Origin of the sequence: Staphylococcus cohnii subsp. cohnii (assembly GCF_002902365.1) — a bacterium.
Classification (GTDB): domain Bacteria; phylum Bacillota; class Bacilli; order Staphylococcales; family Staphylococcaceae; genus Staphylococcus; species Staphylococcus cohnii.
Genome location: NZ_PPQC01000024.1, coordinates 105692 through 120070, shown reverse-complemented (window position 1 = coordinate 120070; position 14379 = coordinate 105692). Strand labels below are relative to the sequence as shown.

At 34.4% G+C, this 14379-nt stretch carries 11 protein-coding genes; 9 read left to right on the top strand and 2 right to left on the bottom strand.

Annotation, left to right across the window (positions count from 1 at the left end; translation table 11 throughout):
• Window positions 1-474 precede the first annotated feature (474 nt).
• Window positions 475-1851: a MocR-like pyridoxine biosynthesis transcription factor PdxR gene (pdxR, locus tag CD032_RS04610; protein WP_019468592.1), complete on the bottom strand. Its 1377-nt coding sequence runs from the start codon at window positions 1849-1851 to the stop codon at window positions 475-477.
• 97 nt (window positions 1852-1948) lie between these two features.
• Between pdxR and pdxS the strand changes: the two genes are divergently transcribed.
• Window positions 1949-2836: a pyridoxal 5'-phosphate synthase lyase subunit PdxS gene (gene pdxS / locus CD032_RS04605; RefSeq protein ID WP_103211225.1), complete on the top strand. Its 888-nt coding sequence runs from the start codon at window positions 1949-1951 to the stop codon at window positions 2834-2836.
• A gap of 1 nt (window position 2837) precedes the next feature.
• On the top strand, window positions 2838-3413 hold the full coding sequence (pdxT, locus tag CD032_RS04600) for a pyridoxal 5'-phosphate synthase glutaminase subunit PdxT (RefSeq protein ID WP_019468590.1): 576 nt from the start codon (window positions 2838-2840) through the stop codon (window positions 3411-3413).
• Window positions 3414-3480: 67 nt separating this feature from the next.
• On the opposite strand, the gene CD032_RS04595 is transcribed toward pdxT, so the two are convergent.
• The gene (locus CD032_RS04595) at window positions 3481-4695 is read right to left on the bottom strand and encodes a NupC/NupG family nucleoside CNT transporter (RefSeq protein WP_019468589.1); all 1215 of its coding nucleotides are present in this window, start codon (window positions 4693-4695) and stop codon (window positions 3481-3483) included.
• Window positions 4696-4851: 156 nt separating this feature from the next.
• Between CD032_RS04595 and CD032_RS04590 the strand changes: the two genes are divergently transcribed.
• From CD032_RS04590 to gltX, 7 genes are all read left to right on the top strand, one after another.
• On the top strand, window positions 4852-5313 hold the full coding sequence (locus CD032_RS04590; RefSeq protein ID WP_019468588.1) for a CtsR family transcriptional regulator: 462 nt from the start codon (window positions 4852-4854) through the stop codon (window positions 5311-5313).
• 24 nt (window positions 5314-5337) lie between these two features.
• Window positions 5338-5889 carry a UvrB/UvrC motif-containing protein gene (locus CD032_RS04585; RefSeq protein WP_019468587.1) on the top strand — a complete coding sequence of 184 codons (552 nt, stop codon included), beginning with the start codon at window positions 5338-5340 and terminating at the stop codon, window positions 5887-5889.
• Window positions 5882-6892 (top strand): protein arginine kinase, encoded by a 1011-nt coding sequence (locus CD032_RS04580; RefSeq protein ID WP_019468586.1) that lies wholly within the window; start codon window positions 5882-5884, stop codon window positions 6890-6892. The genes CD032_RS04585 and CD032_RS04580 overlap by 8 nt, the downstream gene beginning before the upstream one ends.
• Before the next feature lie 11 nt (window positions 6893-6903).
• Complete coding sequence (locus CD032_RS04575) at window positions 6904-9360, top strand: ATP-dependent Clp protease ATP-binding subunit (protein WP_103211224.1); 2457 nt, start codon at window positions 6904-6906, stop codon at window positions 9358-9360.
• Between the two features lie 347 nt (window positions 9361-9707).
• Window positions 9708-11078, top strand: a complete 1371-nt coding sequence (gene radA, locus CD032_RS04570) for a DNA repair protein RadA (protein ID WP_019468584.1) — start codon at window positions 9708-9710, stop codon at window positions 11076-11078.
• 74 nt (window positions 11079-11152) lie between these two features.
• The gene (locus tag CD032_RS04565; protein ID WP_103211223.1) at window positions 11153-12211 is read left to right on the top strand and encodes a PIN/TRAM domain-containing protein; all 1059 of its coding nucleotides are present in this window, start codon (window positions 11153-11155) and stop codon (window positions 12209-12211) included.
• A 439-nt stretch (window positions 12212-12650) separates the two neighbouring features.
• Complete coding sequence (gltX, locus tag CD032_RS04560; RefSeq protein ID WP_103211222.1) at window positions 12651-14105, top strand: glutamate--tRNA ligase; 1455 nt, start codon at window positions 12651-12653, stop codon at window positions 14103-14105.
• Window positions 14106-14379 lie beyond the last annotated feature (274 nt).

Genomic DNA, 14379 nt, shown 5'->3' with positions numbered 1-14379 from the left:
GATGGTAGTCGGACTTACGTTCCGCAAGAGTAGGACGTTGCCAGGCAATTAAGACCCGAAAGGGTCTCTTTTTTTTACCAAAAAGGAGCTTAACTTCCAGTTCGAAGAACTGCAAACTGACAAAAGAAAGCGTTTGAAGCTGACGAAGTGAGCGAAAAACGAAACGAGCTTACAAGTGGTAAGTGAGTGAGGAAAGCGAGAAACTGAGGAAAGATGCGAGCGCTTGTCTGAAGTCAGGAAAGGTCCTTAGCGCCGAAGGTAGCCGACTTACGTTCCGCAAGAGTAGGACGTTGCCAGGCAATTAAGACCCGAAAGGGTCTCTTTTTTTTACCAAAAAGGAGCTTAACTTCCAGTTCAAAGTGCTGAAACATGAGTTAATACGCATGCATAAGTACCACTAGCTCAATCAATTGAGAGTGGTACTTAATTATTCTGAAATTTTAACTATTAGTAAATCTAGCAAAGAAATTCAAACTAGACCGTTAATGATTTGATAAGTGCGTCTGTATGTGCTTTGAGTTGTGATATCGGGATGCCACCAAAGCCTAGTATAAATTTAACTGTGATTTGATCACTATCATATTTGTTAAAGGGAATTATTTTTAAATCATTTGCCTTTGCACGTTCTAAGCATTGTTCCATAGTCAAACGATTTTTGACAGTGAGCGTAAAGTGCATACCCGCTAAAGCACCATCTATTGTTAATTGTGATTGATAGGGAGCTAATGCATTTAAAATTGTTGTTAATTTATGACGATATACATTTCTCATTTTATTGAGATGTCTTTCAAAACTACCTGATTTCATAAAGTGTGAAACTATTTTTTGTGTATGCGCAGGTACTGTATTTCCTTCTTTGTTTTCTAGTTTGTCATATTTTGATAGTAAAGTATTTGGTAAAACTAAATATGCAATTCGACAACTAGGAAATAAAGATTTGGAAAAGGTACTAATATATATTACTTTGTCTTTAGTATCAAGGCTTTGCAAAGCTGGAATGGGTTTGCCAAAGTAGCGAAATTCAGAATCATAATCATCTTCAATGATATATCTATCAGGGCTTTGTTGTGCCCAAGTGATAAGTTGGGTTCTTTTTTTTAAACTCATGACATAACCTGTTGGAAATTGGTGTGATGGCGTGACATATGCGATATTATTATTTGATTTCTGAAAACAATCTATTTCTATTCCTGTACTATTTACTGGTACTTGAAGATAAGCAATTTGTTTTTTATCTAATACTTGCTTAATAGGTGGATAGCTAGGATTTTCTATTAAGAATCGCCCATCATTTAAAATGTCAGTTAAAAGGTTTATAAGCTGCTCTGTTGAAGAGCCAATAATAATTTGTTCAGGTCGACAGTTAACGCCACGGCTATTAAATAAGTAATGCGCAATTTCTTGTCTTAATGATATTTCTCCCTTTAAATTAGCATGTTGTAGTAAATCAATTTCTTCATCTTCAAAGGCATCTTTTGCGTATTTTCTAAATTGTTTCATAGGAAAATATTCAGCATCAATTTCAGATAAATTAAATGCTAATGAATGGTTTGACTGTACTGCATCATGATTATTTTTCGAGTGATTTTGTGCATAAAATTGATCTGGGTTTCTTGTGACAATAGGAAGCGTTTCTATATCTGAAACAAAATACCCCGAACGTGGTTTAGAATATATATATCCTTCATCTAGTAGTAGCTGATATGCATGTTCTATTGTTGTGTTACTCACAGATAAATGTTGTCCTAACACACGTTTAGATGGAAATTTATCTTCAGACTCATATTGTCCTTCAATGATTTGTTGTTTTAAATTTTCGTATAAATTGATATAAAGATGATTTTTAGACAATAAACTGACCTCCTAAATAATTCCAAAAGTGTACCTTTTTAAATACCAGTTTATCTTTTAAAATGAATTTAATCAACTAAGTAAAGGGGTAAATAAAATGTCTAAATTTACTGGATCAGAAAGAATTAAAAGAGGAATGGCTGAAATGCAAAAAGGCGGTGTTATTATGGACGTTGTCAATGCTGAACAAGCGAAGATTGCAGAAGAGGCAGGAGCAGTTGCTGTAATGGCATTAGAACGTGTTCCTTCAGATATTAGAGCGGCTGGTGGCGTTGCTAGAATGGCCAACCCTAAAATCGTTGAAGAAGTAATGAATGCTGTTTCTATACCTGTAATGGCAAAAGGACGTATTGGTCATATAACAGAAGCACGTGTACTAGAAGCAATGGGTGTTGACTATATTGATGAATCAGAAGTTTTAACGCCTGCTGATGAAGAGTTCCACTTACGCAAAGATACTTTTACAGTACCATTTGTTTGTGGCTGTCGTAATTTAGGTGAAGCAGCACGTCGTATAGGCGAAGGAGCGGCAATGTTACGTACAAAAGGTGAACCTGGTACTGGTAATATTGTTGAAGCTGTCAGACATATTAGACAAGTTAATGCTGAAGTAAGCCGTATAACAGTAATGAATGATGATGAAATTATGACGGAAGCTAAAAATATAGGCGCACCTTTTGATGTATTAAAATCAATTAAAGAAAATGGCAAGTTGCCAGTTGTGAATTTTGCAGCGGGTGGTGTAGCAACACCACAAGATGCTGCTTTGATGATGGAATTAGGTGCAGATGGCGTATTTGTTGGTTCTGGTATTTTTAAATCAGAAGATCCTGAAAAATTTGCAAAAGCAATTGTACAGGCTACGACACATTATCAAGATTATGAATTGATTGGTAGATTAGCGAAAGAGTTAGGAACAGCAATGAAAGGTTTAGACATTAATGATTTATCATTAGAAGAACGTATGCAAGAGCGTGGTTGGTAATATGAAAATAGGTGTTTTAGCTTTACAAGGTGCCGTGAGAGAACATTTGAAGCATATTGAATTAAGTGGCCACGAAGGTATTGCCATTAAACATGTAGAACAATTAGACGAAATTGATGGGCTTATACTTCCAGGTGGTGAATCGACAACGTTACGCCGTTTAATGAATTTATATGGGTTTAAAGAAGCATTACAACAATCTGAATTACCTATGTTCGGAACTTGCGCAGGTCTTATAGTTATGGCGAAGGATATTGTTGGAGAAGAAGGATATCTTAATAAATTAGACATTACAGTTCAACGAAATTCGTTTGGAAGACAAGTAGATAGTTTTGAAAGTCATTTAAATATTACTGGTATAGCAGAAGATATAGAAGGTGTGTTTATCAGAGCACCACATATTGTAGAAGTACATGGCAATGCTACGATATTGAGCACAGTTAGTGAGAAAATTGTAGCAGTTCAAGAAGGCCGTTATTTAGGTGTATCTTTCCATCCAGAATTAACAGAAGATTATCGCGTAACCCAATATTTCATTGAACATATTGTAGCAGCTACAACAATTGAGAAAGTTTAATGTAGCGCAATTAAAAACAGGTCAACTCCAAAATGGATTGACCTGTTTTTTCTTTTTGTCAATTTAGTTAGATAAAGAAGCCTGCGATTGCTGCAGAAATAAATGATACAAGTGTTGCACCAAATAATAGTTTCAAACCAAAGCGTGCTACCATGTCACCTTTTTCGTTGTTAAGTGATTTGATTGCGCCGGATATAATACCAATAGAACTAAAGTTAGCAAAAGAAACTACAAATACAGAGATTACACCTTTAGCGTGGTCACTGATATTTTTAACTTCATTTAAACTTTGCATAGCAACAAATTCATTAGATAGTAATTTTGTTGCCATAATCGAGCCAGCTTGAACAGCATCGTCCCAAGGTACTCCAATTAAAAACGCTAATGGTGCAAATATAAATCCAATCAAAGTTTGGAAATCCCATGTAATACTTCCACCAGAAATTCCAGTGAAAATTGCACTCACAACACCGTTTAATAAAGCGATAATTGCTATATAACCGATAAGCATCGCACCCACAATTACAGCAACTTTAAACCCATCTAAAATATATTCCCCTAACATTTCGAAGAAGGATTGTTTTTCTGTTTCACTTTCTTCAACAATTAATTTATCTTCTTTTGCATCTACTTTATATGGATTGATAATAGAGGCAATGATAAACCCACCAAATAAGTTTAATACTACAGCTGTAACTACATATCTGGGTTCAATTAAAGTGAAATAAGCACCTATAATAGAAGCCGATACTGTAGACATCGCGGAAGCAGTTAATGTATAAAGACGTTGTTTAGGTATAAGTGCTAATTCTTTTTTGAGCGAAATGAAAACTTCAGATTGTCCCAAAATTGCTGCTGCCACTGCATTATATGATTCTAAACGGCCCATACCGTTTACTTTAGAAATAGCTAAACCTAAATAATTAATAATGAACGGCAATATTTTTGTGTATTGTAAGATACCAATTAATGCTGAAATAAAAACGATTGGTAATAATACATTGAAGAAGAATGGGGGATTTTCAGGATCTACAAATTCAAATCCACCAAATACAAAATTGACACCCTCAGCAGCTTTAGCTAATAAATAATTAAAGCCATCTGAAATGCCACCAATGACTGTAATACCAAATTTTGTTTTTAATAATATAAACGCAAATACAAGTTGTATTACGAGTAATAAGCCGATGTATTGCCAACGAATATTTTTTCTGTCAGAACTAAAGAGGAAAGCTAACCCAAGAAACACAGCAATACCAATTAAACCGATAATAATATGCATAATAATTCATCCCTTTAAAATTTTTCTTAATTCCTATAATACAATAAACAAGCGCTTACTTACATCTAAAAACGAAAAAATTTAAAACATATTGGTTGAAAAAGGTCAAAGTTGGTCATATAATATAGTCAAAGAAGGTCAAAAGAGGTGATAATCATGCATAACATGTCCGACATCATAGAACAGTACATTAAAAAATTATTTGAAGACACCAATGAAGACGTTGTTGAAATTCAACGTGCCAATATTGCACAGCGATTTGACTGTGTGCCTTCTCAACTAAACTATGTGATTAAAACACGTTTTACGAATGAACATGGTTATGAAATAGAAAGTAAAAGAGGTGGCGGTGGTTATATTCGAATCACTAAAATTGAAAACAAAGACGAAACAGGTTACATTAATCATTTACTTCAACTCATCGGACCATCTATTTCACAACAGCAAGCATATTACATCATAGACGGTCTGTTAGATAAAGCTTATATTAGTGAACGCGAAGCAAAAATGATTTATGCTGTAATCGATAGAGAAACTTTGAAAATGGATGTATTATCAAGAGATATTATACGTGCTAATATAGTGAAACGAATATTACATGTAATAAATTATTATTAAAGAAATTAAGAGAGGTGTTTAGTCGTGCTGTGCGAAAATTGTCATTTAAATGAAGCAGAAGTAAAGTTAGCAGTTAAAGGACAAGACGGTGTACATGAAAAATGGGTTTGTGCTACATGCGCACAAGGCGGTAACCCGTGGACCCAAAACCAACAAATGCAGTCACAAGATGACATTGAAGGTGCGTTTGTTGTAAAACAAATATTACAACATTTAGCAGCGAAACACGGTATTGATTTCGATGAAATTGCATTTAAAGAAGAGAAGAGATGTCCTACTTGTCAAATGACATTAAAAGATATTGCGCATGTTGGTAAATTTGGTTGTGCAGACTGCTATGCAACTTTTAAAGATGACATTGTCGATATTGTACGACGTGTACAAGGTGGTCAAATCGAACACACTGGAAAAACACCGCGTTCTTCACATAGAAAGTTAGCTTTAAAAAAACAAATAGAAGAGAAAACATCTTATTTAAATCAGTTGATTGAAGAACAAAATTTTGAAGAAGCTGCAGTTGTTAGGGATGAAATTAAAGCATTGAAAGAAGACAGCGAGGTGAAGCATGATGAGTAAAAATGATATCAGCACTCACATTAGTGAGTGGATGAGAGACGAAGCAGAAAGTCCAATCGTAATGTCTTCGAGATTGCGTTTGGCCAGAAATTTAGAAAATCATGTACACCCTTTGATGTTTGCATCAGAACAAGATGGTAATAGAGTGATAAATGAAGTTCAAGATGCGCTTCCTAACATGTTTATACAGAGATTAGACACGATGGATCAGCAGAGCAAATATAAACTTGTAGCGAAACATCTTATAAGTCCCGAGTTAATAAAGAGACCTGCTGCTGCAGTACTTTTAAATGAAGATGAATCTTTAAGCATTATGGTTAATGAAGAAGATCATATACGAATTCAAGCCATGGGTAATGATTTATCATTACAAACATTATACGAAAGAGCTTCCGCATTGGATGACACACTAGACAGTGAATTAGATGTGAGCTTTGATGAAACACTTGGTTATTTAACTACATGTCCGACGAATATTGGTACGGGTATGAGAGCAAGTGTAATGTTACATTTGCCTGGACTTACGATTATGAAGCGGATGAATAGAATCGCTCAAACGATAAATCGTTTTGGTTTCACAATAAGAGGTATCTATGGTGAAGGTTCTCAAGTATACGGTCACATTTATCAAATTTCCAATCAACTGACGCTTGGAAAAACAGAGGAAGAAATTATTGAAAGTTTAACTGAAGTAGTACAACAAATTATTAATGAAGAGATGCAAATTCGCGAACGACTAAGCAAGCATAATAAAATTGAAACTTTAGATAGAGTATATCGTTCGTTAGGTATCCTAAAATATAGTAGACTAATATCTATGGAAGAAGCATCATTTAGATTAAGTGAAGTAAAATTAGGTATAGACTTAGACTATATTGATTTAGAAGACTTCAAATTTAATGAGTTGATGGTTGCAATTCAATCGCCATTCTTATTAGATGATGAAGATGATAGAACAGTTAACGAAAAAAGAGCAGATATATTAAGAGAACATATAAATTAGGAGGTCATGCTATGTTATTTGGTAGACTGACAGAACGTGCACAACGTGTATTGGCACATGCTCAAGAAGAAGCCATTCGCTTAAATCATTCAAATATAGGAACAGAACATTTACTTTTAGGTTTAATGAAAGAACCAGAAGGTATTGCAGCAAAAGTGTTAGAATCTTTTGATATTACTGAAGAAAAAGTAGTAACAGAAGTTGAAAAATTAATTGGCCACGGTCAAGAACAAATGGGTGCGTTACATTACACACCTCGTGCTAAAAAAGTTATTGAGTTATCAATGGATGAAGCAAGAAAATTACACCATAACTTCGTCGGCACAGAGCATATATTACTTGGCTTAATTAGAGAAAATGAAGGCGTGGCTGCACGTGTTTTTGCTAATTTAGACTTAAACATTACTAAAGCACGTGCTCAAGTAGTGAAAGCTTTAGGAAGTCCTGAAATGAGTAATAAAAATGCACAGGCAAATAAATCTAATAATACGCCAACGTTAGATAGTCTTGCACGTGATTTAACAGTAATTGCTAATGATGGCACACTAGATCCTGTCATTGGCAGAGATAAAGAAATCACGCGTGTGATTGAAGTATTAAGTAGACGTACTAAGAACAACCCAGTATTAATCGGGGAACCAGGTGTCGGTAAAACAGCAATTGCTGAAGGTTTAGCACTTGCAATTGTTAACAATGAAGTGCCTGAAACACTTAAAGGTAAACGTGTGATGTCATTAGATATGGGAACAGTCGTTGCAGGTACGAAATATCGTGGTGAATTTGAAGAACGTCTAAAAAAAGTTATGGAAGAAATTCACCAAGCAGGCAACGTCATTCTTTTCATTGATGAGCTACACACATTAGTAGGTGCTGGTGGTGCAGAAGGTGCTATCGATGCATCAAATATCTTAAAACCAGCATTGGCACGTGGTGAACTACAATGTATCGGTGCGACTACACTAGATGAATATCGTAAAAACATTGAAAAAGATGCAGCGTTAGAACGTCGTTTCCAACCTGTTCAAGTAAATGAACCAACTGTTGAAGATACAATTGAAATCTTAAAAGGTTTACGTGATCGTTATGAAGCACATCATCGCATTAACATCTCTGATGAAGCTTTAGAATCAGCAGCGAAATTAAGTCATCGCTATGTGTCTGATCGTTTCTTACCAGATAAAGCTATCGACTTAATTGATGAAGCAAGTTCAAAAGTAAGACTAAAAAGTCATACTACACCACCAAACTTAAAAGAGTTGGAACAAGAAATTGAACAAGTGAAAAATGAAAAAGATGCAGCTGTACATGCACAAGAATTTGAAAATGCAGCTAATTTACGTGATAAACAAACTAAATTAGAAAAACAATACGGAGAAGCGAATAATAATTGGAAAAATAGCCAAAACGGTGCGAATACATCTTTATCTGAAGATGATATTGGTGAAGTGATTGCTGGTTGGACTGGTATTCCACTAACAAAAATCAATGAAACAGAATCTGATCGCTTACTTAACTTGGAAGATACGTTGCATAAACGTGTTATTGGTCAAAAAGAAGCAGTGACATCAATCAGTAAAGCAGTAAGACGTGCAAGAGCTGGATTGAAAGATCCTAAGAGACCAATTGGTAGCTTTATATTCTTAGGTCCTACAGGTGTCGGTAAAACAGAATTAGCACGTGCATTAGCAGAAACAATGTTTGGTGAAGATGATGCAATGATTCGTGTAGACATGAGTGAGTTCATGGAAAAACATGCTGTCAGCCGTTTAGTAGGAGCGCCTCCAGGCTATGTTGGTCATGATGATGGCGGTCAATTAACTGAAAAAGTAAGACGTAAACCATATTCAGTTATATTATTTGATGAAATCGAAAAAGCGCACCCTGATGTGTTTAATATCTTGTTACAAGTATTAGATGATGGACATCTAACAGATACAAAAGGTCGTCAAGTAGACTTCCGTAATACTGTGATTATTATGACATCTAACGTTGGTGCCCAAGAATTACAAGATCAGCGCTTTGCAGGATTTGGTGGCGCATCTGAAGGACAAGATTATGAATCAATCCGTAAGACAATGATGAAAGAATTGAAAAATGCTTTCCGTCCAGAATTCTTAAACCGTGTAGATGACATTATTGTATTCCACAAACTTTCTCAAGATGAATTGAAAGAAATTGTGACGATGATGGTAAATAAACTTACAGATCGTTTATCAGAACAAGATATCGACATTATCGTGTCTGATGCAGCTAAAGAACGCATCGCTGAAGAAGGTTATGATCCGGAATATGGTGCTAGACCACTGATTCGAGAAATTCAAAAAACAATTGAAGATAACTTGAGTGAGTTAATCTTAGATGGCAACCAAATCGAAGGTAAAAATGTCTATATTGATCATGATGGTAAAGAATATAAATATGATATTAAGGATAGAACAGAAGATAAAAAAGAAACTTCTGAATCATAAAATTAGATAGATATAGGTAATAGTGCTAAAGCGTTTCTCAAGTGTTTATATGTAGCTTGAGAAACGCTTTTTTTATTAAGTAAATGTGATACAGTATGATGAAGAAATATGATATTAACTTGTATCTAGTTTGGCTATCATGAAAGTATATCTTTTTGATGGTGCTATAGACATAACAGTGTTATTTTAAAAAAATAGGTTTTTGCAATATATTCATTTGTATATTACAATATAAAGCTATTTATTTAGCATATAAAATATCAAAATAAATCATTTGTAAATAAAATTTGTTTTTACATAAACATAGGTATAAAATAGATTTGTTCAAGAAAGATGGAGGTGCGGTTTTGGCCAAAAAGAAAGTGGTTTTTGAATGTATGGCGTGTGGTTACCAGTCGCCTAAATGGATGGGGAAATGTCCTAACTGTGGTGGATGGAATCAAATGGAAGAAATAATAGAACAGAAAACGACAAGCCCGAAACATGGTGTGCGTAGTCGCGAAAATACTGCCAAAGTACAGAAGTTAAATGATATTAAGCATGAGACAACACCACGTATTAAAACGAATTCAGCAGAATTTAATCGAGTACTTGGTGGCGGGATTGTAAATGGTTCGCTTGTATTAATTGGTGGTGATCCAGGTATCGGTAAATCAACACTATTATTACAAATATGTGCTGCATTATCACAAGATAAAAATGTTTTATATATAACTGGTGAAGAATCATTAAACCAAACAAAATTAAGAGCGGATCGATTAGATGAAGACTCAAGTAATTTAAATGTATTTGCAGAAACAGATTTAGAAGTGATACATGAGACAGTTAAACAATTGAAGCCTGATTTACTTGTTGTAGATTCTATACAGACCATTTTTCACCCTGAAATCAGTTCTGCACCCGGTTCGGTTTCTCAGGTGAGGGAGAGTACACAAAGCTTGATGAATATAGCTAAACAACTAAATATTGCCACTTTTATTGTTGGTCATGTAACGAAAGAAGGTCAGATTGCAGGGCCTCGTCTGTTAGAACATATGGTAGATACGGTACTTTATTTTGAAGGTGATGAACATCATGCATATCGTATTTTAAGAGCAGTGAAAAACCGTTTTGGCTCTACGAATGAAATGGGTATTTTTGAAATGAAACAGAGTGGATTGAAAGGTGTTAAAAACCCTTCAGAAATGTTTTTAGAAGAACGTTCTACAAATGTTCCAGGTTCGACAATCGTGTCTACTATGGAAGGTACAAGACCGTTATTAATTGAAGTTCAAGCCTTAGTAACGCCAACAACCTTTAATAACCCTAGACGTATGGCTACAGGAATAGATCACAATCGTTTGAGTTTGTTGATGGCTGTATTAGAGAAAAAAGAGAATTATTTACTGCAACAACAAGATGCTTATATTAAAGTAGCTGGTGGCGTAAGATTAACAGAACCTGCTGTCGATTTAGGAATCATTGTTGCTACAGCCTCAAGTTTTAAAGATTTAACTGTAGACGGGTTAGATTGTTTTATTGGTGAGGTTGGTTTAACCGGAGAAGTGAGACGTGTTTCACGCATTGAACAACGTGTACAAGAAGCGGAAAAACTAGGTTTTAAACGCATTATTATTCCTGAATCTAATATTGGGGGCTGGGAATTTCCTAGCAATATCAAAGTCATTGGTGTGACAAATGTGCACGAAGCATTAAAATATGCTTTAACCAAACATTAACCAACAACATATATTTAAATGATTACATGGCTCATGTAATCAAAATAGCTTTCATGCGAAAGGAGTGTTAGCATTTGAACATGATAAGACTCATTGTAATCTTGTGCTATATTATATTGGGTGCAAGTTTAGGCGTGTATCTTATTCCAGAAATTATTGCAGATGCTGGTTTGAGTCATTTCATGCTACTTACAAATAATTATTTCAATGGGCTATTAGGGATTATACTATTTTTTGTAATCTTTGGATGGTTTATTAAAAAGGTAACTTTAGCAATGAAAGATCTAGAACAAATGATTATGCGTCAAAGTGCGATAGAAATATTGTTTGCTACAATTGGACTCATTATAGGGTTGCTTATTTCTGTAATGATATCATTTATTTTCCAAATTATTGGCAACAATGTGTTAAATCATTTTGTACCAATCATTGTTACAATCATATTGGGATATTTAGGTTTTCAATTTGGTTTACGTAAACGCGATGAAATGCTTTTGTTTTTGCCAGAAAACATGACGCGTTCTATGGCTATGAACACACGTAATGCGATGCCAAAAGTGATTGATACGAGTGCAATTATAGATGGACGTATTTTAGATGTTTTAGAATGTGGTTTTGTAGATGGAGAAATCCTAATTCCGCAAGGTGTTATTAATGAACTGCAAGTCATTGCAGATGCGAATGATAGTGTGAAGAGAGAAAAAGGGCAAAGAGGCTTAGATATGCTAAATGCATTACATGATGCACAACACCCTACACGTATTATACAACCTACAAAATCACACAGTGATATAGATGCAATGTTAATTAAACTAGCGCTCCATTATAGACCTCAAATTATTACTACAGATTTTAATTTAAATAAAGTTTGTCATATACAGGGGATTCAAGTACTTAATGTCAATGATTTATCAGAAGCCATTAAGCCAACGGTTCACCAAGGCGATCGACTTAACTTATTGTTAACTAAGATGGGCAAAGAAGCCGGACAAGCAGTGGGTTACTTAGAGGATGGTACCATGGTTGTCGTAGATAATGCTAAAAAACATATTGGTGAGCACGTTGATTTAGAAGTCGTCAGTTTATTACAAACATCTTCAGGACGCATTATTTTTGCGAAAAAAATATATTGAAATTGAAGTGAAGGTTTCATGTGAAGTGTATCAACAACAGTTACAGTTTCACATGAAACCTTTTTTAGCGTAAAACACTAAATAGAGAAGATGTAAAAGAATTCTTATATAAACAATTAAATTTAAGCGCGGTAATATCATAATCAGCTTTAAAGTGCTACAATAGATAGCGAAATTGTATTACTATGCTTAGAGTTATACTGTTGAATTTAAAAACAAAGAAATGTTTGATTTTAATATAGTAATGCTTTAAAAAATGATGAGCTATGATATTATAAGTAAGCGAACAAGCAATATACTTTAAATGCTGAAACCTTATTTTTTAATATGAACTTCATTGGAGTCGTGTTGACATAAGCGTTGTTTATTTTATGGGAAAACACAGTTAAGATGAAAAAATAAAATTAAATCGTAAAAATTTTAAACAGGAGTGAACATAATGAGTAATCGTGTAAGAGTTAGATATGCGCCAAGTCCAACAGGCTATTTGCATATTGGTAATGCAAGAACTGCATTATTTAACTATTTATTTGCCAAACATTATGATGGAGATTTTGTAATACGTATAGAAGATACGGATAGCAAACGTAATTTAGAAGACGGAGAATCATCACAATTCGATAACCTAAAATGGTTAGGCATTGATTGGGACGAATCAGTAGATAAGGATAAAGGTTATGGTCCTTACCGTCAGTCAGAACGCGCTGAAATATATAATCCACTTATCCAACAATTATTAGATGAAGATAAAGCATATAAATGTTATATGACAGAAGAAGAGTTAGAAGCAGAACGTGAACAACAAATTGCGCGTGGTGAAATGCCACGTTATGGCGGTAAACATGCACATTTAACTGAAGAAGAACGCCAACAATTTGAAGCAGAAGGGCGTAAACCATCTATTCGTTTTCGCGTTCCAAAAGATACAACTTATAAATTCGATGATATGGTTAAAGGTGAAATTTCATTTGACTCAAACAATATGGGAGATTGGGTGATTGTCAAAAAAGACGGTATACCAACATATAATTTTGCCGTAGCTGTTGATGATCATTACATGGAAATTTCAGATGTTATACGTGGTGACGACCATATTTCTAACACACCAAAACAGTTAATGATTTATGACACATTTGGTTGGGAGCCACCAAGATTTGCGCATATGTCATTGATTGTAAATGAAGAACGCAAAAAATTAAGTAAACGTGATGGCCAAATACTTCAATTTATTGAGCAGTATAGAGATTTAGGCTACTTACCTGAGGCATTATTTAACTTTATTACGTTGTTAGGTTGGTCTCCTGAAGGTGAAGATGAAATCTATTCTAAAGAAGAATTTATCAAAATCTTTGACGAAAAACGTTTATCTAAATCACCTGCATTTTTTGATAAACAAAAATTAGCTTGGATTAACAACCAATATATGAAGCAAAAAGATACTGAAACAGTGTTTGAACTTGCTTTTCCACATTTAGTTAAAGCGGAATTATTACCTGAAAATCCTTCTGAAGAAGATAAGGCATGGGGTCGTAAACTTATTGCACTTTATCAGAAAGAAATGAGTTATGCTGGAGAAATTGTTCCGTTATCTGAAATTTTCTTCAGAGATGAACAAACATTAGGTGAAGATGAGCAAGAAGTTATTGATGGTGAACAAGTACCTGAACTCATGCACCATTTATATGGCAAATTAGAAGCTTTAGAATCTTTTGAAGCTGCTGAAATTAAAAAAACAATTAAAGAAGTTCAAAAAGAAACAGGTATTAAAGGTAAACAATTGTTTATGCCGATACGTGTAGCTGTAACTGGACAAATGCATGGACCAGAGCTGCCAAATACAATTGAAGTTTTAGGTAAGGACAAAGTGTTGAACCGTTTGAAAAAATACGTTTAATGCATAGTTTGAATAAAAAGGCATAAACATATAACACTTGAAAAATTACAATTTACCAATTATTATAATATGTGAATTGGCTAAAGGATTAGTATGCAATGGTATGTGTCAAGAGAGTGTGCGGTCGCTGTGAGCACAACACAAACATTGTTGAATGCACCTTTAGTTTGAAGAATTAAATAATGTAAATGAGTCAGTATAAGTTGTATTACTACGTGATTGAGGAATCAGCTTATTAAAAAAAGAGTGGAACCGTGCAAAGCACCTCTAACAA

What these genes read in the sequence shown, in the direction of transcription:
- pdxS (WP_103211225.1), top strand. Translation starts at nt 1,949, where the DNA reads ATGTCTAAATTTACTGGATCAGAAAGAATTAAAAGAGGAATGGCTGAA.
- pdxT (WP_019468590.1), top strand. Translation starts at nt 2,838, where the DNA reads ATGAAAATAGGTGTTTTAGCTTTACAAGGTGCCGTGAGAGAACATTTG.
- CD032_RS04595 (WP_019468589.1), bottom strand. Translation starts at nt 4,695, where the DNA reads ATGCATATTATTATCGGTTTAATTGGTATTGCTGTGTTTCTTGGGTTA.
- CD032_RS04590 (WP_019468588.1), top strand. Translation starts at nt 4,852, where the DNA reads ATGCATAACATGTCCGACATCATAGAACAGTACATTAAAAAATTATTT.
- CD032_RS04580 (WP_019468586.1), top strand. Translation starts at nt 5,882, where the DNA reads ATGAGTAAAAATGATATCAGCACTCACATTAGTGAGTGGATGAGAGAC.
- CD032_RS04575 (WP_103211224.1), top strand. Translation starts at nt 6,904, where the DNA reads ATGTTATTTGGTAGACTGACAGAACGTGCACAACGTGTATTGGCACAT.
- gltX (WP_103211222.1), top strand. Translation starts at nt 12,651, where the DNA reads ATGAGTAATCGTGTAAGAGTTAGATATGCGCCAAGTCCAACAGGCTAT.